Origin of the sequence: Pseudomonas syringae CC1557 (genome assembly GCF_000452705.1) — a bacterium.
GTDB classification, from domain to species: Bacteria; Pseudomonadota; Gammaproteobacteria; order Pseudomonadales; family Pseudomonadaceae; genus Aquipseudomonas; species Aquipseudomonas syringae_F.
Window position 1 is genome coordinate 3,066,914 of record NZ_CP007014.1, and the last position, 22,252, is coordinate 3,089,165.

Consider the following 22,252-nt stretch of genomic DNA (forward strand, 5'->3'; position numbering starts at 1 on the left):
AAAAGGTCGGCCTGGCCGCCTTAAAAGGCAGCGAAAACCGGTAGTCGGATCAGAGGACCAATCTGCTTCATGCAGTTGTGTGAAGGATCGTCCCTGGAAGTTGAACAGCGCTTCAGTTCAGGCGCGCCTGCCCTGGGGCTCGCACTTCACGTCGGAGACGATGCAACCGTCGACCAACTTGATGATGCGATCGGCCAGCTGGAAGTACTGGTCATCGTGAGTGATGATCAGTACCGTCTTGCCGCGCTGTTTGAGGTCTGGCAGCAGTTCCTCATAGAAGAAACGCTTGAATGGCGGGTCCTGGTCGGCGGCCCATTCGTCCAGCAGGTAAATCGGACGGTCTTCCAGATAGGCGCAAACCAGGGCCAGGCGTTTCTGCTGGCCGTATGACAAGGCTTTGGTAGTCGAATAACTGTGTCCTTCGATCTTGACCTTGTCTTCCAGGCCCAGAGTCGACAGGTATTTTTGCGCCTGGTCGGTGCTGGCCTGCTCTTTCTCGTCAGGACCTATCAGCCGGTTGAACAGGTGGAAGTCGGAGAATACCGCCGAGAACAGATCGCGATAGTTGCTGCGCGAGTCTTCGGTGATTACCGTACCGTCGAGCAGTAGCTGACCTTCTTTCGGGATGTACAGGCCGCAGAGCACCTTGGCCAGGGTACTTTTGCCACAACCGTTGCCGCCGACAATGTAGATCAACTCACCAGAGTGGATTGTCAGGTCGATAGGGCCCAAAGCAAAACCGGAACTGCTCAGTGGGTCCTTGTAGCTCATGTGTATGTTCTTCAACTGGATACTTTCCCAGGACTTCTTATGGTCGAGGAACAGCACATTGTCGACGTCGCCGGTTTCAGGTTCCGGATGCGGCTCGTTAATGGAAAAGCCGAAATCCGCCAGGCGCGCGCAGGCAATACGTCCCTGGGCGATCATGGGCATGGCGCTGACCAGCATCACCAACGGGCCCATGATGTACAGCACCGCCAGCACACTGGCGCTCATGGTCTTGGCATCGATAACAGAGAACATCGGCGCTGCGAACAGCAGGCAACCGACCATTAGCGACAGACTCAGTTGGCCAACGTTGTCGGCGGCGGTGAACCAGAGCCGTTCAATGTAGTTGTACTTCGCGACCCGGGCCGAAGACTCCTGGATCGCCGAGCGGCTGAACCAGCGGCGGCGAATACCGTTGAGTTTCAGCTCCTTGAGGCCGAACACCAGCGCGTGCGTGTGTTCATTGAACGCCGTGAACTCGTCGCGCACCTTGTGGCTGAACTTCATGCCGCCCATGAAAAACAGCAGGTACAGCGCAACTCCCAGCATCATCAGAGCGACGGTGATCGCGAACACCACCCAGGACAGGTACGCAAGGTAGGCAATACCGAACAGAAACACAGCCGACTCCACCAGGATCGTTGGCATCATCAACAACGTAGCGTTGAGTTGCGGAATATCGCTGGTGAGCATCGTCAGGACATTCGGCGCACCGCGGCGGTCGACTTCCTCAAGCGGCGTGCCGAGGATCTTGCGGCACAGTGCAATGCGCAGGCGGGTCATGATGCGCATGCTGGCATAGGCCGGAAACAGCGCCGCACCGTTGCGGAACAGCAGAGCCACCGCGCTCAGACCAACGAACCAGAACAATGACTGACGCTGAAAGGTCTCGTCGTGAATCGCCTGGTTGATCACATTGACCACGGCAATGGACGCCACGCCGCTGATGAGCCCGGTAACCAGCGTAAAGAACGTCAGCCAGGGATGACTGCTCCACAACAGACGCATGATCGAGCCCGGTCTGGTCTTCTTCTCTTGCTTGGTTTTCATTGGTTGCTGTCCTTGGATGCTTGGTCCGCGCGGGCGCTGGTGGTTGAAAGCCCTGACGGTATCAATGGATATCGATCATTCAGGCCGGTTGCCAGACATCGCCCCGAGCGGTCATCTCACCCATGGCCACAACGATCAGCCGCGGCTCTTCATAAGGATCACGGGCATGGGCGACGAGCATGTTGTCAAGCATCACCACATCACCCTTGCGCCAGTCGAAGCGCACCGCGCAAGCCTCGTAGGCTTCACCGATCAAGGCCATCACCGAGTCTTCGATGGCTGAACCGTCGCCATAACTGACCAGCCGTGGCAGGCGGTCGGGGCCGAACATGTCGAGCAGGTCCTCGCGCAGTTCTTCGCCCATGCAATAGGGGTGATGCAACTGCACCTGATTGAAAAAGCAGCGCTCGCCTGTGAACGGATGGCTGATCACTGCCGGGCACCGGGTGCGAAGCTGTAGTGTGTCGCCGTCAAGCCATTCGAAGTCCGTACCCTGTTCGCGGCAACGCTGCTCGATAACGCTGCGTTCAGCGGTGCCGAAGAACGATTCCCAGCTTGGCTCGACACCGGCGGTGAAGGTGCGGCTGTAAAGCAGGCCTTTGCTTTCAAAGCGCTCGATCACCTCTTTGGGCAGGTAGGCAAGCACTTGGCGGATGTCCGCCAGCGGGGTCGCTCCGCCCACTTGCGATGGCTTCTCGCAGAAGAACCATTGCTTGCGAGGCCAGCTTTCAAGGTGCGAACTCTCATTGTGATAAAGGATCATTTCGCGCTCGGGATACGGCGTTGAACGGTAGACATTGCGCCCGCCTTCCTTCTTTGGAAGATCGCCATATGTGCCGTGCAGGCCAGGCGACAGCGCCTCGGCAAATGCTTCGAAGGCGGCGACCGAAGGCAGATCAAACCCGCGAAACAACACCGCGCCGTGACGACACAGCAGTGCCTCAATCGCCTCGCGACGCGCGCTGGCCCACTGAGCCGGGTCCAGACCGTCAGCGACTGGCTCGACGACCATCGGCAAACTGATGCCGTCCGCCAGCAGAGACAACCGCACCAAGCGGTCAGCGACCCCGTCGGGCCAGGTTGGCGCATCCGATTGCTGTTGATCAGCGAAAACGGGCGCAGTGTCAGCTTGAAGACTCATGAACAAACTCCTGGACCTCAGCCCTTCACATCCACGTGGTTTGGCGCCAGACCAATACGCTCCGGCACCGCGCAAGAATAAAAACACTGATGCCCCAGGGGCGTCTGTCACCGCAATCCGGGACAGCGGCCGCGCAAAGCGTCAATGCCTACTCATTGTGTTCGGCAGGGCTTTGTCCCCATTTCCCTCGACAGACGCCGGCTGGCAGTCGGTGCTGAAATGCAACGACTGCGGATTATGCCGGCCCATTTACGGACTCGTCAGGCTGCAGGGATGTCTCGATTGCAGCGGATTTGAACGCTGAATCTGGTTATTACACAGGAGCCTTGGTCATGCCGATTAAGAACACTGACGAATCGCCCAGCGCTGCGTCAGCCCCTCTCAAGCCCGGTGCTTTCCTGCACGAGATGTTCAGTGACAGGGCGCGACAATTTCCTGATCGCACTGCCGTCAGCGATGCGGCCCGGACGATGAGCTACGCACAGCTTGACGCGCTGTCGACAAAGCTGGCCGCACGGTTACGCGATGAAGGTGTGACGTACGGAACGCGTGTGGGTATGTACCTGCCGCGCAGCGTCGATCTGGTCACCAGCCTGCTCGGCATTCTCAAAGCCGGTGGCACCTATGTGCCGGTCGACCCGCAATACCCTGGCAAACGCGTCGAGCACATCGTGCGCGACAGCGAGCTGAGCCTGATCATCGGCGATGCTGCCAACCTGCCGAAAATACCGTCTCTGCGCGTATTGACACTCGACGAGTTACTGTCCGCGCCGGCGTTGCAACCAGCCGCTGAAGACACCCGTATCGACCCGAGTAATTCCACTGCCTACATCATCTACACCTCTGGCTCCACCGGTGAGCCCAAGGGCGTTCAGGTTTCCCATGGCAACGTCAGTCGCCTGCTGGAAAGTACTCAACGCGCCTATGGCTTCAACGCCCAGGACGTCTGGTCGATGTTCCACTCCATCGGTTTCGACTTCTCGGTCTGGGAAATCTGGGGTGCCCTCGCCCACGGCGGACAGGTGGCGGTTGTCCCGTATGACGTTTCGCGCTCGCCTGCCAGCCTGCGTCAATGGCTCGCCGATCAGCGCGTCACCGTGCTCAGCCAGACGCCATCGGCTTTCCGTGGTCTTGATGAGGCCGACCGTGGCAGCAATGCTCCTCTGGCGTTGCGCTATATAGTGTTCGGTGGCGAAGCGTTACCCGCCGCCGTGCTGCGTCCCTGGGTCGAGCGCCATGGTGATCAGACGCCTGCGCTGATCAACATGTACGGCATCACTGAAGCCACCGTTCACACCACCTTCAAGCGAGTGTTGGCGCAAGACCTGGAGACAGCGGCCATGGTTTCGCTGGGCAAGCCTCTGGACGGCTGGCGCCTGCACCTGCTTGACGCAAGTCAGGCCCCGGTCGCGCAAGGCACCACGGGCGAGCTTTACATCGAAGGTGCCGGTGTGGCTCAGGGCTATATGAATCGTGACGCGCTCAACGTCGAGCGATTCGTCGAATTGCCTGGTGCTGTCCGCGCTTACCGTACTGGCGACCTGATGACCCTGGAGAGTAATGGCGAATACCGTTACGCCGGTCGCTGCGACGAGCAATTGAAAATCAGCGGTTTCCGCATCGAGCCCGGCGAGATCGAAGCCGCGCTGCAAACCAGCCCGAACGTGACCGCTGCCCATGTCGGTGTACACGATTACGGCGATGGCGACTTGCGACTGGTGGCTTATGTGGTACCAGGCCAAGGCGTCGATGCCTGGACCGAGCAGTCCCGCAGCGAAGTTGCCGCACTGATGGCCGACAGTTTGCCGGAGTACATGCGCCCTTCGGTGTATGTGCCGCTGGCAGCGTTGCCGGTCACCCAACACGGCAAAATCGACAAGAAACAACTGCCCTCGCCTGCCGCCGAAACGACCTCCTTGCGCGCGGCGGACGTCAAAGGCCTCAGTGAACAGGAGCACTTTGTGCTCAAGGTCTGGAGCGAAGACCTGGGTCTGAAAAACATCGGTGTCAATGATGATTTCTTCGACTTCGGCGGCACTTCTCTGGCACTGATTCGTTCGCTGAGCAAGCTCAAGATGCATTACAAAATCAACCTCGACCCGGGAATCCTGGCGGATGGCGCAACGGCCAAAGTTCTGGCCGGCCACATCTCTCGTAGCCTTGTTCAAGCCCATTGACCGAAAAGGAAAAGCTCATGAGCAAAAAATTCGCATTAACTGCTGAACAGCGTGCCTCGTTCGAGAAAAACGGCTTTATCGGTCCGTTTGACGCCTATACGCCAGAAGAAATGAAGGAAACCTGGAAGCGCACCCGTCTACGCCTACTCGACCGCAGCGCCGCGGCCTACCAGGATCTGGACGCCATTTCCGGGGGCACCAACATCGCCAACTACGACCGCCATCTGGACGATGACTTCCTGGCCAGCCATATCTGCCGCCCGGAAATCTGTGACCGCGTCGAAAGCATTCTGGGCCCGAACGTGCTCTGCTGGCGCACCGAGTTCTTTCCCAAGTATCCGGGTGATGAAGGCACCGACTGGCATCAGGCCGATACGTTCGCCAACGCTTCCGGCAAGCCGCAGATCATCTGGCCGGAAAACGAAGAGTTCGGCGGCACCATCACTGTCTGGACCGCGTTCACCGACGCCAACATTGCCAATGGTTGCCTACAGTTCATTCCGGGCACCCAGAACAGCATGAACTACGACGAAACCAAGCGCATGAGCTATGAGCCTGACGCCAACAATTCGGTGGTCAAGGACGGTGTGCGTCGCGGTTTCTTCGGTTATGACTATCGCCAGTTGCAGATCGATGAGAACTGGAAACCCGACGAGGCCTCTGCTGTACCCATGCAGATGAAAGCCGGGCAATTCATCATTTTCTGGTCAACGCTTATGCACGCATCCTATCCGCATAGCGGCGAATCACAGGAGATGCGCATGGGCTTCGCGTCACGCTACGTACCGTCGTTCGTGCACGTCTACCCGGATTCGGACCACATCGAAGAGTACGGTGGCCGTATCAGCCTGGAGAAGTACGGCGCGGTGCAGGTGATCGGTGATGAAACACCGGAATACAACCGCCTCGTGACGCATACCACTCGTGGCAAGAAATTCGAAGCGGTCTGAACCCCCTGCGTCAGACGACAGTGGCCTCGCGCAACGTACCTGAGAAAAGCGCCCAAAAAGAGTACAGATCCATGACTATTTCCTCCGACGCAGCGATGCGTCTGTGCGAGACGGTGAGGATGCTCAGGCACCTTGCCCTGAATTTGCCCGATCCTGTATGCCTGAGCTTTCTCGCCTGGGAAAACGGCCCGCTGCCAGAGCCGGCGTGCTCCAGCGTGCGGGCCACAGAGCGGGCGATCAATGCCGCGTTTGCGCGCATTGGTGTGCGTACCCTGCAGTACTTGCACGGTGGCGAGGCACAACTGTCGTCATTTGAATATTTTATAAGCCGCAAAATCTGCGAAGCGCTCGACTATAGCTACAAGCACTTCGATGATGCTGGAGACGTCACCGCATTCAATCGACTGCTCAAGCATTTTGAATTCGACGGTGCAGTGCCGCATATAGAGACACTGCTCCTGACCACTCATGACCATGCCCCGTTGTTGGTGCATGCCAGTGCCCGCCGTGAGCTGCCTCCCTTGGTTCTGGCACTGCCCTGCGGCATTCCGTTCGATCTCTGCCGCGACTGGTTCGACGCCTTGAGCGAACGCTTTTTTGTCGTGACCTGGGAAACCCGAGGGTTGTTCGGTGCCTGCGAGGCGTTCGACCGGATTGCGGTGGACACCGACGCCCAGGTCGCCGACATGATCAGCGTGATGAATCACTTCAGGTTATCGACCGCACACCTGATGGGCATATGCGGCGGCGCTGTGATAGCCCTAAGCGCCGCGGCTGCTCACGCCGACCGGGTCAACTCCCTGAGCCTGTGGCATGGCGATTACAATCTGGACGACAACGACCTGCGCACCGCTCATCAGCAAAACTTCGAGTGGCTGATGGAAAGCGCAGCTCAGGATCGTGGCGAGGCTGCTGACCTGCAAGCGATGTTCCTGGATCAGGCAACACTGGCAACCACCCCTGAGTCCATTGCCCATGTGGTGCTTTACCCCTACGTCAATCCCGAGTTGTTCTATCGCTATGCGCGCTTGAACGACGCGCTGAACAAGACCGAGCTGGCCCCACGACTGGCCCGCATTACCGCGCCGACCCTGGTGGTGGCTGGCGATGCCGATGCAACCACGCACATAGGCGGCTCGCGGCATATTGCGGCGTCGATAAAGGACGCCACGCTACATGTGGAGCGCGACGGCAGCCACTTGGCGTTTTTTGCTTCTACCCAGCAATCAAAACAAATTGCGTTCAGCTTCCTCGAAGAAGTCCTTCAGCCAGCCGTGGCCTGACGAAAACCGGCCTTGCGATCAACGAACAATCAAACCGTGGCGAGGGAGCTTGCTCCCCTTGGTCCGCGAAGCACCGGAAATGCGCAGCGATGCAGCGATCCGGCAAGCCACAGTGAATCGCGGTATGGCTTCTTATCGTTCCGACGCTCTGCGTCGGAACGATCATAACCACAAGGAGCGAGTCCAAAAAGCTGTGTAGATACCAATGCAGGAATGGGGCTACTACGCCGTCCAGCCGGAGCAAGCTCTCTCGTCCTGGATAGGATTTTGTTGCTTGAAGCGATCAGTATCAGGCCCAGAGCCCTAAAGCGGTCCGTTCCCTCGGACCAGAATGCCACTATCCGTCAATCATGTGCTTTTCTCGATCAAATTCGAGATACATCACCGTGCGATATTCTTCTTCTGCTGCATTGACCGCGAAGTGGTCGAGGGAGCCGTCGAAGATCACCAGGTTGCCGTTGGTGGAGTGGTTGAACTTGCCGTTGACGTTGAGGTAGGCGTAGCTCTGCTTGATTGGCGCGTCGATGGTCAATTGCATGTGCAGCAAACCCTCTTCCCAAGTACCGCCATGGGAGTGGGTCACGATGAATACGTTGGGTTCCATGCGCAACAAGGCACATAGCTTGACACCGGGAATCTGACTCAACAGCTCAAGAGTCCTGGGCATTGCGGTTTGAGCGTAGGGGATCGGCTGGTCGTAGGCCATCAGGGCGTACTGAGTCCACTCTGGCATCGGAACGTCCCCGTCCCCCCAACCCCAGAGCCAGCCATATTCGCCGCCGGCGGCCATGTGCTGGTTCAACTCTTCAACGAGCTGGGTGATCGACTTGCCCACGCGATTAATGCTCAGGGTCGGTGCATCAAGGGCTAGAAACTCTTCACGAATCACTTCCCAATTATCAGCAAGGTTCTGCAGCTGGGGAAAGCGATGAGGTTCGTAAAACGACGGACGCATAGGTCCTCCTATATCAGTTTTGTCGACTTGGATGGAGGCACGGGCGCAGTCCAGTCAGGTTTAGGACGCTGCGCTAGAGCCTGCAAAGATTGACCCAGCAGCCTGGGCCTGTCTGTCACGGGAATCCGGTACAACCGGTCGCTCGGCACGCTGGACACCTTTTCAGAGTGCATCAATCTGGTGCGTGTCACTGACTCGCTCGTCAGATACTTCCGACTGCGGACCTTCCAGGCGGCGAAGCGGACCGTACAACAGCGCACCCAGGGCCAGCAGCGCAAAACCCGCGCCAGTGACCACAAAAAGCAGCCCTACTCCGCGCCCCTCGCCAACCCCGAGCCACACGCCAATCGAATCGGCATAAACACCGCCGAGGCTCAGTGCAGGCCCGAACCAATGATCCACCAGAAGACCTCCGAAAAAGATCGCAAGGCTGGTGCTGACAATGGTCAACATGCTGATCAGGGCAAAGACACTGGCGCGATTGCCGACTGGGATATGGCTCATCCACAGGGCGGTAACTCCGGCATCGGCAATGCTCGCCACCATGATTGCGCAGAAAGCCACTGCACAGTAGGACACGGTCTGCGAGACCAGCCCCAGGACAATGATGCAGATCGACAACAGCAGGTCGGCTATTACCGCCATCACCATCAACCTGCGCCGATTGCTCATGGACACCAGCACTCCGGCGCCGAACAGGCCGCCCAATGCAGCCCACGTGTAGGCCATGCCCAGGCTGTCGCTGCCCAGCGTCGATAACAGCAACGGCGTCATCATCAGCGTCACCAGCGACAGCAATGCACTGCGCATCACGGTGTAGACCAGTAGCCAAGTCATCACATGGCTGGCAGCGAAGAATTTCAGTCCGGCCATTACATTGCTCAGCGCACCGCTGAACACCGCCTCCTCCGCACTGGGCACGCCGTGCTCCTGCACCGGGCGCAGATGGGAAAATGCCTTGATCACCAGCAAGGTGCCAGAGCAGAAAGTCAGCAAATCCACCATCAGCACGCTGGCCAAACCGGCCTTGGCTATAATCATGCCCGCCAACAGCGGAGCGACCAGCGACGACGCATTTTTGGTAATGCCCATCAGCCCGGAGGCCTGGGTATATTTTTGCGGGCTCACAATCTCACTGACAGCCGCCTGATACGCCGGGGTGCGGAACGCCGAAACAATAGAGGCCATACAGTTGAAGATATACATGTGTACCAGCTCCAGACGATCGAACCAGAGCAGACCGATCACACCGGACAGCAACAACGCCAGGCTCACGTCGCAACAAATGATGATCAGCCGGTGACTGACGCGGTCGGCGAGCCCTCCCGCCAGCGGCAGGAACAGAACCGCCGGCAAGGTTGCTGCCAATACCACGCCAGCAAAGGAAAACGCCGAACCGGTACTGGTATAGACCCAGACACCAAGTGCGAACTCGGTCAGCGCCATACCAATGATTGCAAGAGACTCGCCTGACCAGAGGAAGTAAAAGCTGCGCCCCAGATCGAAACCTTTGAATGAGCGCCAACGGCGCCAGACACTCACGGGCGCATACCCTGGCGTGTCTGTGTCATGACGATACCGACCAGCCTGCGCCCCAGCCGAAAAGCCAGTGAATAGAGCACAGCCAGGATCGCCAGCGGCGCCTGCCGGGAACGCAAGTGGGTGCGCAGCATCCGCCTTGCGATGGGCGAGCGAATATCGCCAATCACATGCAGGGGGGTCCTGAAGGTCACGGCGACGGTGACACCGACAGCGTCATCGATCGATTGCACTGCGTGCCACCAGTAGACTGGTACGTACAGCGCATCGCCCGGTTCCACCACCGTACGCAACGCGCACAAATTGCGGGTACCCGGAAAACGCTGGGTGTCGATGTCGTACAGATAGCCCACTTCTTCGATAACAGGTCGCAACGCCTGCCACGTGGCCTCGTCCGGTGGCAACAAGAGCACTTCCTTGGCACCGACCACCTGAGACATGAAGGTCTCGTCGGCGCTATGGAAATGCCAGTCGGTGTAGGAGTTTCGGTACAAAAAGCTGCGATAGGGCGGGTAATACAGCGGCGTGGACAGTTCCGGCATGAACGGCAAACCCGCCACGTCATGGCGCAGCAACTCAAGGGCTTCGCCCTCTTCAAAACCACAACTGTCAGCCACAAGCGGATGATCACCCGCACCCAGACTGTCGAGAAAGTCATGGAACGGGATGTCACTGTGGACCTCGTTCGAATACTCGACCAAGGCCGCTTTGACATCAGGATTTGACCAGGCCATGACTTCCGAAATGACCTTTGAACGCACCACCACCGCACTATTGAGCGAATGATCCTTGATGTAGTCAAGCTGCTTCCATTTGTGGAACGCGGGCCAGTGAAGAACCGCGTTTTTGATCAGGCAGGGACGGTTGTGGTTGACATAGCGACGGACGAAATCTTCCCGGGAAATAGTCAACGCATCGATCACTTCCACGGCAGTGGCTCGGGAGTGATTGGGAAACCGGGAAAGACTCCAGAACTTCGAATCAGGCTGATCAACTTCTGCGCTTAACGGCATCCTGCGATCCTCACAAAGACAATAAATGAGAGTTGATATAACAGACTCAAGTGACCCGCCCAAGCGCCGCAATGGCCCCCTCCTCACGCTGTCCCTGCTTCCCATGACAGACATCCCCCGGTGGATACTCTAATTTTTTCAACAGATTCCCCTTGTCCCGGCGACCGGCAGTTTTCTATCTCCACGCGTTGACTAATGCGCCCCACTGCCGTCGATTGGAGACGCCCCACTGATCCAGAAAACAGGTGTTACGCAATGGATTCCTCGCCCGAAAAGCTATCTGCGCAAGCCTGCGCTTCTCACGAACTGGCTTCGGTTCAGCAAGGTATCTGGCTCGATCAGATTGCACACCCGGAACTGCCCTACTACAACATCGGCATGTCACTGGATATCCATGGCGAGATCAACATCCCGCTGTTCGAGAAGGCCATTCAAATGGTCGTCGACAGCCATGACGCCCTGCGTCTGAGCTTCAGTCACGCCGACGGTTTCGGCCGTCAGCGGGTGCTGCCAGAGGTCAGGTTCACACTTGAGGTGGTGGACTTTTCCGAGGCGGATGACGATGCAGGTCTGGCAATGGACTACCTGCGCAAATCCTTCCAGCAGCCCTTTGAATCACTGAACGGACAGCTCTGGGAGTCGCGTCTGGTGCGTTGCGGACCGCACCACTACTACTGGTTCAACCGTTTCCATCACCTGGTGGTCGACGGTATCGGTGCGGTGCTGGTCGGGCATGCCGTGGATAACGCCTATAACGGTTTGCTGGTGGGCAATGAAGATGTTCCCGAGGGGCCTTCCTACCTGTCTTTCCTAGAAGAAGACAGGGCTTATCTGCAATCGGGCCGCTACGAACGTGACCGCCTGTTCTGGGAGCAAACCTACGCACAACTCCCGCCGCCACTGCTGCAACGCCGCGCCGACTTCAAGGCAGGCCTTGCCAACGTTCTGGCTCCAAGTACCCAGGTTCAGGCCATGTTGCCCCGGGCCCTCTACAGTGCACTCACGAAGTTTGCCAGTGAACGCAGCCTGTCCATGGCGCATTTATTGGTCAGCGTGATCGGTACCTATTTCTGCCGCACCGTCGGGGTCGATGAAATCGTCGTTGGCATGCCGGTACACAACCGCACCACTGCACGGCAGAAGACCACGGTCGGCATGTTCTCCTCGGTCAGCCCGATTCGCCTGGCGTTCGATCCCCAGGGCTCGCTGGTGGATCTGATGAATACCGTCGGGACGCAATTGCGCAAGACCTATCGCCACCAGCGTTTCCCCATCGCTGAACTCAACCGCAGCCTGCATCTGGCACACGCCGGGCGACGCCAGTTGTTTGATATTTCGCTGTCGTTCGAAAGTTTCGACGGTGACGCAACATACGGACAAAGTACCCCGGCACGCGTACTCATGCTGGACAACGGCTACGAGCAGACGCCCATGGCGATCTTCGTGCGTGACTACCATCCAGCCGAAGACGTACACCTGGATTTCAACTTCAACACCGCCTACTTCACTTTTGAAGAAGTCCAGCGCATACAAGAGCGCGTCTTCGCGATGCTCGAAGCGGTACTGGAGCACCACGAGACGCCCTTGGCACACTTCCCGCTCATCGGCGAGGACGAGCACCAGCATCTGCTGACGTTCAACGACACCGCTCATGCCTACCCCCGTGACGTGCTGATCCATCAACTGATCGAACAACAGGCCGCCCAGCGCCCAAATGCCTGCGCCGTGAGCAGCGACAGTGGACCGCTGCTCACCTACGCCGAACTCAACCAGCAGGCCAACCAGCTCGCCCATCGCCTGATCGAACTGGAAGTGGAGCCGGACTCTCGCGTTGCGGTAAGCCTGCGTCGCGGCCCGGAAATGGTCGTGGCGCCACCGGCACGCCCAAAGGCGTGATGAACGAGCACCTGGGCGTGGTCAACCGCCTGCTCTGGGCCCGCGACGCCTACCAGGTCGACAGCAGTGATCGCGTGCTGCAAAAGACCCCCTTTGGTTTCGACGTTTCGGTCTGGGAGTTTTTCCTGCCCTGCAATACCTGGATTACGCCGTGTGGCAGCGCCGCTGGCTCAGCGGAGATCTGCTGCAAGAGCAAACCCGCTACTGGCAGCAAACCCTGGCAGACGCTCCGGCGCTGTTGATGTTGCCCACCGACCGAGTGCGTCCGGCACAGCAGGATTACGCGGGCGCCGCTTTGCCCATCGCCTTCGACGAACAGCTGACCCTTGGCCTCAAGGCTCTGAGCAAACGTCACGGCACGACGCTGTATATGACTGTCATCAGCGCCTGGGCGGCCCTGCTGGGACGCCTGGCCGGACAGGACGATGTGGTTATCGGCTCTCCGGTGGCCAATCGCACGCGCACTGAAATCGAAGGCTTGGTCGGCCTTTTCGTCAATACCCTGGCCATCCGCGTTGACATCAGTGACACCCCCACCGCAGAGACCCTGCTGGCGCGGGTCAAACAGCAGACTCTTGAGGCACAGGCGCACCAGGACCTGCCGTTCGAACAAGTCGTTGAAGTCGTCAAACCGGTGCGCAGCCTGGCGCACAGCCCGGTGTTCCAGGCGATGTTGACCTGGCAAGACACCAACGACATGAACTTCGTGCTCGGTGATCTGCAACTGGAAAGCCTGAGCCCGAGCAACACGCTGGCCAAGTTTGATCTGTCGCTGGACATCGGCGAAGCGCAAGGCCGTCTGCTGGGCACGCTGGAGTACGCCACGGCGCTGTTCGATGAAAGCACCATGGCCCGCTATCTGGGCTATTTCCAGCGCCTGCTGACAGCCATGGTTGCCGATGATCAGCAAGTGCTGGAACAGGTGCCGTTGCTCGATGCAGTTGAACGTGAGCATCTGTTGCTGACACTCAACGCGACCGACGTGCCTTATCCGCAGCACAGCACTATTCATCAACTGTTCGAAGAAAAGGTTCAGGCGCAGCCCGACGCTATCGCCGTGGCTTTTCAAGCGCAGCACTTGAGCTATGCCGACCTGAACCGTCAGGCCAACCGTCTGGCCCATCACCTGATCGGCCTGGGCATCGGCCCGGATGATCGTGTAGCCATCTGCGTTGAGCGTGGCGTGGAAATGATGGTCGGCCTGCTCGGCGTGCTCAAAGCCGGCGGTGCGTATGTGCCGCTGGATCCGGCTTATCCGGCGGAACGTCTGGCCTACATGATTCAGGACAGTACCCCGTCGGCAGTATTGACTCAGCGTGCATTGCAAGACCGTCTGCCAGCACTGGCGGTGCCGCTGGTGCTACTCGACGACGATCAGCGCGACACGTTCACCGAGCGCAACGACAACCCTGTGCTGGCAAACCTCGGCGTGCGCAACCTGGCCTATGTGATTTACACCTCAGGTTCAACCGGTAATCCGAAAGGTGTGATGATCGAGCACCGTGGCCTGGTCAACTACAGCGTCGATGCTGCACGCCTGTTTGGCCTGTCCCAGAGCGACACCGTGCTGCAACAGAACACCCTGAACTTCGACCTGTCGGTTGAGGAGATCTTCCCGGCACTGTTGGTCGGTGCCACCCTGGCGCCGAGCCGCGAAATCTTCGGCAGTGAGGGCACTGAAAATCACGGTATTTACCCGACCGTCCTGCACTTGACTGCCGCGCACTGGCACACGCTGGTGGCCGAATGGCACAACCAGCCCCAGGCCGCTGAACAACGCCTGGCCGAGGTGCGCCTGATCAACGTCACCGGTGACGCAGTGTCAGCGCAGAAACTCAAGCTCTGGGATGAGGTGCGCCCGGCGCATACCCGCCTGATCAATACTTACGGTCCGACCGAGGCCACCGTTTCCTGCACTGCGGCTTACGTCAGTCACGATGCTGTGACCGGCAGCGAAGGCAGCGGCAACGCGACCATCGGCAAACCGATGGCCAACACGCGCATCTACCTACTCGATGCTCACCAGCAGCCAGTGCCCTACGGCGTGGCCGGTGAGATATTCATCGGTGGGGCCGGCGTGGCACGCGGTTACCTGAACCTTGAAGAGGTCAACGCCGAACGCTTCCTCGCGGATCCGTTCAGCAACAGCGTTGACGCCAGGATGTACAAAACCGGCGATTTGGCACGCTACATGGCCGACGGCCGTATCGAGTACCTGGGGCGTAACGACTTCCAGGTCAAGGTGCGCGGTTTCCGCATCGAACTGGGCGAAATCGAAGCCCGTCTCGGCAGTTGCAAAGGGGTCAAGGAAGCAGTGGTGATCGCCCGGGAGGACAATCCTGGTGAAAAACGGCTCGTGGCCTACGTGATCGCCCAGCCACAAGCGAGTCTGGATGTCGCCAGACTGCGCGCCGAACTGGCGCCGCAACTGGCCGAGTACATGCTGCCAAGTGCGTTCGTGATCCTCGACGCCTTGCTGGGCTGCTTGCGGGTGCCGAACTGGTCATGGCACGCCCCGGTGGCCATCAGGAGCCGGACTACCTGGCTCAGGTTATGAGTGATGCAGGTATCACCCTGCTGCACTTCGTACCGTCGATGCTCGACCTGTTTCTGGAACACCGCTCGTCCTGTGACTTCCCGCAACTGCGTCGCGTGTTGTGCAGCGGCGAGGCATTGCCGCGTGCGCTGCAACGACGCTTCGAGCAACAGCTCAAGGGCGTTGAACTGCACAACCTCTATGGCCCAACCGAAGCGGCCATCGACGTCACTGCGTGGGAGTGCCGTGCGACAGATCCTGGCGAAAGCGTGCCTATCGGCCGTCCGATTGCCAACATTCAGATGCACGTACTGGACGCCTTGGGCCAGGTCCAACCGCTGGGCGTGGCCGGTGAACTGCACATTGGCGGCATCGGCGTGGCGCGGGGTTACCTGAACCAGCCAGAGCTGAGCGCCGAGCGTTTTATCGCCGACCCGTTTTCCAGCGACCCGCAGGCACGCCTGTACAAAACCGGTGACATGGGTCGCTGGCTGGCCAATGGCGCGCTGGAATACCTGGGCCGTAATGACTTTCAGGTGAAGATTCGCGGCTTGCGTATCGAGATTGGCGAAATCGAGGCCGCTCTGGCGTTGTGCGCCGGTGTGCGTGAAGTGGTGGTGGTTGCCCGTGCCGATGATCCGGCGCAACCGGACAGCAAGCGCCTGGTCGCCTACCTGTGTGGCGAACCGGCCCCTGCCGAACAACTGCGTAAAGAGTTACTCAAGCACTTGCCCGAATACATGGTCCCCAGTGCCTTTGTACAGCTGGACCGGCTGCCGCTGACGCCAAACGGCAAGCTCGATCGCAAGGCGCTGCCTGCACCGGATCTTGATTCGGTGATCAGCCATGGCTACGAGGCGCCGGTGGGCGATATCGAGATCGCGCTTGTCAATCTCTGGCAGGACTTGCTGGGCCTGACTGGGGTCGGACGCCGCGATGACTTCTTTGAATTGGGCGGTCACTCGTTACTGGCCGTGCGCTTGATTTCGCAGATCCGCCAGCAACTGGGCGTCGAACTGAGTCTGGCGACGCTGTTTGCCCACCCTGAACTGACCGACCTGGCTCAGGTGATCGCACAAGCCGGGCGCAGCACCTTGCCGGACATCCTGCCGGTGGCACGTGATCAGGACTGGCCGTTGTCGTTCGGCCAGCAACGCCTGTGGTTTCTGGCCCGGATGGAAGGCGCCAGCGCGGCCTATCACATGCCCGCCAGCCTCAGCCTGCGCGGTGCGCTGGATAGCGTGGCCCTGCAACGGGCACTGCAACAGCTGGTTGCGCGCCACGAAGGCTTGCGCACCACGTTCATCCAGGGCGATGACCAACAGCCACTGCAACGTATCAGCCCTGTGGACAACGGTTTCAACCTGCAACTGCACGATTTGCAGGGCGTGCCGGATGCCGAGCACACGCTCCAGGCGCTGGCTGGCGAAGAGTCCTTGCAACCCTTCGATCTGGAACAGGGCCCGTTGATCCGCGGCCGTCTGATTCGGATGGCCGAAGACCATCACGTGCTGTTGCTGACCCTGCACCACATCGTTTCCGATGGCTGGTCGGTGGGCGTGCTGACCCGAGAAATGGCTGCGCTGTACGCCGCGTTCAGCCAGGGTGAGGAAAGTCCGCTGGCGCCAATGCCGCTGCAATACCTGGATTACGCCGTGTGGCAGCGCCGCTGGCTCAGCGGAGATCTGCTGCAAGAGCAAACCCGCTACTGGCAGCAAACCCTGGCAGACGCTCCGGCGCTGTTGATGTTGCCCACCGACCGAGTGCGTCCGGCACAGCAGGATTACGCGGGCGCCGCTTTGCCCATCGCCTTCGACGAACAGCTGACCCTTGGCCTCAAGGCTCTGAGCAAACGTCACGGCACGACGCTGTATATGACTGTCATCAGCGCCTGGGCGGCCCTGCTGGGACGCCTGGCCGGACAGGACGATGTGGTTATCGGCTCTCCGGTGGCCAATCGCACGCGCACTGAAATCGAAGGCTTGGTCGGCCTTTTCGTCAATACCCTGGCCATCCGCGTTGACATCAGTGACACCCCCACCGCAGAGACCCTGCTGGCGCGGGTCAAACAGCAGACTCTTGAGGCACAGGCGCACCAGGACCTGCCGTTCGAACAAGTCGTTGAAGTCGTCAAACCGGTGCGCAGCCTGGCGCACAGCCCGGTGTTCCAGGCGATGTTGACCTGGCAAGACACCAACGACATGAACTTCGTGCTCGGTGATCTGCAACTGGAAAGCCTGAGCCCGAGCAACACGCTGGCCAAGTTTGATCTGTCGCTGGACATCGGCGAAGCGCAAGGCCGTCTGCTGGGCACGCTGGAGTACGCCACGGCGCTGTTCGATGAAAGCACCATGGCCCGCTATCTGGGCTATTTCCAGCGCCTGCTGACAGCCATGGTTGCCGATGATCAGCAAGTGCTGGAACAGGTGCCGTTGCTCGATGCAGTTGAACGTGAGCATCTGTTGCTGACACTCAACGCGACCGACGTGCCTTATCCGCAGCACAGCACTATTCATCAACTGTTCGAAGAAAAGGTTCAGGCGCAGCCCGACGCTATCGCCGTGGCTTTTCAAGCGCAGCACTTGAGCTATGCCGACCTGAACCGTCAGGCCAACCGTCTGGCCCATCACCTGATCGGCCTGGGCATCGGCCCGGATGATCGTGTAGCCATCTGCGTTGAGCGTGGCGTGGAAATGATGGTCGGCCTGCTCGGCGTGCTCAAAGCCGGCGGTGCGTATGTGCCGCTGGATCCGGCTTATCCGGCGGAACGTCTGGCCTACATGATTCAGGACAGTACCCCGTCGGCAGTATTGACTCAGCGTGCATTGCAAGACCGTCTGCCAGCACTGGCGGTGCCGCTGGTGCTACTCGACGACGATCAGCGCGACACGTTCACCGAGCGCAACGACAACCCTGTGCTGGCAAACCTCGGCGTGCGCAACCTGGCCTATGTGATTTACACCTCAGGTTCAACCGGTAATCCGAAAGGTGTGATGATCGAGCACCGTGGCCTGGTCAACTACAGCGTCGATGCAGCGCGCCTGTTCGGCCTGTCTCCGGCCGACACTGTGCTGCAGCAGAACACCCTGAACTTCGACCTGTCGGTTGAGGAGATCTTCCCGGCACTGTTGGTCGGTGCCACGTTGGCGCCAAGCCGTGACATTTTCGGCAGCGAAGGCACTGAAGATTACGGCATTCATCCGACTGTCCTGCACTTGACCGCGGCTCACTGGCACACACTGGCAGCCGAATGGCACAGCCAGCCAAACGTCGCCGCACAACGCTTGCAGCACGTTCGGTTGATCAACGTGACCGGCGACGCGCTGTCCGCACAAAAGCTCAAGCTGTGGGATGAAGTGCGCCCGGCGCACACGTTGCTGATCAATACCTACGGTCCGACCGAGGCAACGGTGTCTTGCACCGCGGCTTATGTCAGTCACGATGCGGTAGCGGGCAGCGAAGGCAGCGGCAACGCAACCATCGGCAAACCGATGGCCAACACCCGAATCTACCTCCTCGATGCTCATCAACAACCCGTACCGTACGGTGTGGCCGGTGAGATTTTCATCGGTGGCGACGGTGTGGCACGCGGTTACCTGAACCTTGACGAGGTCAATGCCGAACGCTTCCTGGCTGATCCGTTCAGCAACAGCGCGGATGCGCGGATGTACAAAACCGGTGACCTGGCGCGCTACATGCCAGACGGCAATATCGAATACCTGGGGCGTAACGACTTCCAGGTCAAGGTGCGTGGCTTCCGTATCGAACTGGGTGAAATCGAATCCCGTCTCGCCAACTGCGCCGGGGTCAAGGAGGCCGTGGTCATCGCGCGCGAAGATCGCCCTGGTGACAAACGTCTGGTGGCCTACGTCGTCGCCCAGCCACAGGCGACGCTGGATGCCGCCGGCCTGCGTGCCGAACTGGCTCCGCAGCTGGCCGAATATATGCTGCCAGGCGCGTTCGTGATCCTCGACGCCTTGCCGCTGACACCCAACCGCAAGCTCGACCGCAAGGCCTTGCCGATGCCTGCGGATGACGCTTACGCCAGCCGTACCTACGAAGCGCCGCTGGGCGAGATCGAGCAGATTGTTGCGGGTGTCTGGCGAGACTTGCTGGGCATCGAGCAGGTCAGCCGCCATGACCGTTTCTTCGAACTGGGTGGTCACTCGTTGCTGGCCGTCAGTCTGATCGACCGCCTGCGCAAGCAAGGCTTGAACCTCAGCGTAAGCACCGTGTTCACCGCGCCCAGCGTGCGCGAAATGGCCAACGCCATCAGCCAGAACACGCAAACCCTTTTCCACGCACCGGCCAACCGCATCCCTGCCGACTGCACTCACCTGACGCCAAACATGTTGCCGCTGGTGCAACTGAGCGCCGCGAACATCGAATCAATCGCCGCCGCAGTTCCCGGAGGTGCCGCCAACATTCAGGACATCTACCATGACCGTTTCTTCGAACTGGGTGGTCACTCGTTGCTGGCCGTCAGTCTGATCGACCGCCTGCGCAAGCAAGGCTTGAACCTCAGCGTAAGCACCGTGTTCACCGCGCCCAGCGTGCGCGAAATGGCCAACGCCATCAGCCAGAACACGCAAACCCTTTTCCACGCACCGGCCAACCGCATCCCTGCCGACTGCACTCACCTGACGCCAAACATGTTGCCGCTGGTGCAACTGAGCGCCGCGAACATCGAATCAATCGCCGCCGCAGTTCCCGGAGGTGCCGCCAACATTCAGGACATCTACCCGCTGGCGCCGCTGCAACAGGGCATCCTCTTCCATTACCTGCTGGACAATGAGGGCGATGCGTACCTGGTGCGCTCAATGATCGAATTCGACGGCCGGGCGCGCCTCGATGCCTTTCTTGAAGGGCTACAAACGGTCATCAACCGCCACGATACCATGCGCACATCGGTGCATTGGATCGGCCAGCCGCAAGCGGTGCAGGTGGTTCATCGCCAGGCGCAATTACCGGTGCATGTCCTTACCCTGACGCCGGATGAAGACGCGCTCAGCCAGGTGGATCGCCTCAGTGATCCACGGCACTTGCGCCTGGACCTGCAACAGGCGCCACTGATGCGTGCCTACATCGCCCGCGACCCGCACTCCGAGTGCTGGCTGCTGGCGCTGATCGATCACCACATGATCAGTGACCACGTTACCCAAGAGATCGTGCTCGAAGAAATTCGTTTGCTGATGCAAGGCCAGGGTGCCGACCTGCTGCCCGCGCAGCCTTATCGCGAGTTTGTCGCACAGACACTCGCTACCCCGTCCGCGGTCCACGAAGCCTACTTCACGCAGCGCCTGGCCGACGTCGAGTCACCCACTGCGCCGTTCGACCTGCTGGAAGTTCAGGGCGATGGCAATGACATCGAAGAAGCCGAACTGCCACTGCACGGCAACCTCACCGCGCTTATCAGGGCTCAGGCTCGGGAACGCGGGATAGCCCCGGCGGTGCTGTTCCATGTCGCCTGGGCTCAGGTACTGGCGCGGTGCACCGCCAGCGATGATGTGGTGTTCGGCACCGTGGTCACTGGTCGTCTGCAAGGTACGGCAGGTGCCGAGCGGGCCATGGGCATGTTCATGAACACCCTGCCGGTGCGCGTGCAGTTTGCAGCGCAAGGCGCCCACGAACTGGTCATGGCCACCCACCGTGACCTCAGCGAGTTGCTGGCCCATGAACAGGCGCCATTGGCCCTGGCCCAGCGTTGCAGCGGCGTGGCCACTGCGGTACCGCTGTTCACCAGCCTGCTCAATTACCGGCACCAGGGCCGCGACAGTCGTTTGCAGTGGGCGGGTCTGCGCCTGCTCGACAGCGCCGAGCGGACCAACTACCCGCTGGACTTGACCGTCAACGATTACGGCGATGAGTTCAGCCTGATGATGCACAGCGTGGCGCCGGTGGAGCCACAACGAATGTGCGCCATGATGCAGTGCGCGCTGGAGCAATTGACCGAGGCGCTGGCTCACACGCCGCACATCGTCCTAACGCAACTGGATGTGCTGCCCAACGCCGAGCGCACCCGGTTGCTGGAAACCTTCAACCAGACCACCCAGGATTACCCGACAGACCGGTGCATCCAGCACCTGTTCGAAGCGCAGGTGCGGGCGCAACCCGACGCCATCGCGGTGGCCTTCCAGACGCAGCGCTTGAGTTATGCCGCGCTGAACCGCCAGGCCAACCGTCTGGCCCATCACCTGATCGGTTTGGGCATCGGTCCTGATGACCGGGTTGCGATCTGTGTCGAGCGTGGCGTGGAAATGATGATCGGCCTGCTCGGCGTGCTCAAGGCCGGTGCCGCGTATGTGCCGCTGGACCCGGCCTACCCTGCCGAGCGTCTGGCTTACATGATCGACGACAGCCGGCCGTCGGCGTTGCTGACCCAAAGCGGGTTGCAGGAGTATTTGCCGACGCTGGCGATACCGCTGGTGCTGCTCGACGATGATCAACGCCAGGCCTTGACCGAGCGTGATGACGACCCAGTGTTGGAAAACCTCGGCGCGCGCAACCTCGCCTATGTGATCTACACCTCCGGTTCTACCGGTAATCCCAAAGGCGTGATGATCGAGCACCGCGGGCTGGTCAACTATTGCATCGATGCGGCGCAGTTGTTTGCTCTCTCCCCGGCAGACACTGTGCTGCAACAGAACACCCTGAACTTCGACCTGTCAGTGGAGGAGATATTCCCCGCGCTGCTGGCCGGTGCCACCCTGGCGCCCAGCCGTGAAGTTTTCGGTAGCACAGGCACGGACGATCACGACATTCATCCGAGCGTCTTGCACTTGACCGCCGCTCACTGGCACACGCTGGTTGCCGAATGGCACAAGCAACCGCAGATCGCTGCGCAACGCCTGAAACAGGTGCGCCTTATCAACGTCACGGGCGATGCGCTGTCGGCACAAAAACTCAAACTCTGGGATGAATTACGCCCGGCGCACACCCTGCTG

General features: G+C 59.8%; 10 protein-coding genes and 3 pseudogenes. 8 read left to right on the forward strand and 5 right to left on the reverse strand.

Going from position 1 to position 22,252, the window contains the following annotated elements; all coding sequences use genetic code 11:
* Positions 1–117: 117 nt before the first annotated feature.
* Complete coding sequence (locus N018_RS13740; protein ID WP_024647639.1) at positions 118–1,818, reverse strand: cyclic peptide export ABC transporter; 1,701 nt, start codon at positions 1,816–1,818, stop codon at positions 118–120.
* 79 nt (positions 1,819–1,897) lie between these two features.
* Positions 1,898–2,959 (reverse strand): TauD/TfdA family dioxygenase, encoded by a 1,062-nt coding sequence (locus N018_RS13745; protein ID WP_025389976.1) that lies wholly within the window; start codon positions 2,957–2,959, stop codon positions 1,898–1,900.
* A gap of 332 nt (positions 2,960–3,291) precedes the next feature.
* Here N018_RS13745 and syrB1 point away from each other — a divergent pair, with 332 nt between their 5' ends.
* The 3 genes from syrB1 to syrC all read left to right on the forward strand — a co-directional run bounded on the left by syrB1 (position 3,292) and on the right by syrC (position 7,369).
* Complete coding sequence (gene syrB1 / locus N018_RS13750) at positions 3,292–5,136, forward strand: syringomycin E biosynthesis L-threonine--[L-threonyl-carrier protein] ligase SyrB1 (RefSeq protein ID WP_024647641.1); 1,845 nt, start codon at positions 3,292–3,294, stop codon at positions 5,134–5,136.
* A gap of 17 nt (positions 5,137–5,153) precedes the next feature.
* A complete protein-coding gene (gene syrB2, locus N018_RS13755) occupies positions 5,154–6,086 on the forward strand; it encodes a syringomycin E biosynthesis L-threonyl-[L-threonyl-carrier protein] 4-chlorinase SyrB2 (protein WP_024647642.1) in 933 nt (310 codons plus the stop codon).
* A gap of 71 nt (positions 6,087–6,157) precedes the next feature.
* Positions 6,158–7,369: a syringomycin E biosynthesis aminoacyltransferase SyrC gene (gene syrC, locus N018_RS13760; protein ID WP_024647643.1), complete on the forward strand. Its 1,212-nt coding sequence runs from the start codon at positions 6,158–6,160 to the stop codon at positions 7,367–7,369.
* A gap of 337 nt (positions 7,370–7,706) precedes the next feature.
* On the opposite strand, the gene N018_RS13765 is transcribed toward syrC, so the two are convergent.
* The 3 genes from N018_RS13765 to N018_RS13775 all read right to left on the reverse strand — a co-directional run bounded on the left by N018_RS13765 (position 7,707) and on the right by N018_RS13775 (position 10,876).
* Positions 7,707–8,324, reverse strand: coding sequence for an aspartyl/asparaginyl beta-hydroxylase domain-containing protein (locus N018_RS13765; protein ID WP_024647644.1), 618 nt, complete (start codon positions 8,322–8,324; stop codon positions 7,707–7,709).
* Positions 8,325–8,486: 162 nt separating this feature from the next.
* The gene (locus tag N018_RS13770; protein WP_038401295.1) at positions 8,487–9,866 is read right to left on the reverse strand and encodes an MFS transporter; all 1,380 of its coding nucleotides are present in this window, start codon (positions 9,864–9,866) and stop codon (positions 8,487–8,489) included.
* On the reverse strand, positions 9,863–10,876 hold the full coding sequence (locus tag N018_RS13775; RefSeq protein ID WP_025389978.1) for a cupin-like domain-containing protein: 1,014 nt from the start codon (positions 10,874–10,876) through the stop codon (positions 9,863–9,865). Before N018_RS13775 ends, N018_RS13770 begins: the two co-directional genes overlap by 4 nt.
* 255 nt (positions 10,877–11,131) lie before the next feature.
* On the opposite strand from N018_RS13775, the gene N018_RS28075 reads away from it, so the two are divergent.
* The 5 genes and pseudogenes from N018_RS28075 to N018_RS28605 form a co-directional block, all read left to right on the forward strand.
* Positions 11,132–12,772 carry a condensation domain-containing protein gene (locus N018_RS28075; protein ID WP_025389979.1) on the forward strand — a complete coding sequence of 547 codons (1,641 nt, stop codon included), beginning with the start codon at positions 11,132–11,134 and terminating at the stop codon, positions 12,770–12,772.
* Entirely contained in the window at positions 12,772–13,014 is a 243-nt protein-coding gene (locus N018_RS28080; RefSeq protein ID WP_025389980.1) for a hypothetical protein, read from the forward strand. Before N018_RS28075 ends, N018_RS28080 begins: the two co-directional genes overlap by 1 nt.
* Positions 12,900–15,248 (forward strand): annotated as a pseudogene (locus tag N018_RS28085) (non-ribosomal peptide synthetase); the annotation flags it as partial. The gene N018_RS28080 and the pseudogene N018_RS28085, both read left to right, overlap by 115 nt.
* Before the next feature lie 29 nt (positions 15,249–15,277).
* Positions 15,278–19,747: pseudogene (locus N018_RS28600) on the forward strand (amino acid adenylation domain-containing protein); the annotation flags it as partial.
* Positions 19,748–19,750: 3 nt separating this feature from the next.
* A pseudogene (locus N018_RS28605) lies at positions 19,751–22,171 on the forward strand (AMP-binding protein); the annotation flags it as partial.
* Positions 22,172–22,252 lie beyond the last annotated feature (81 nt).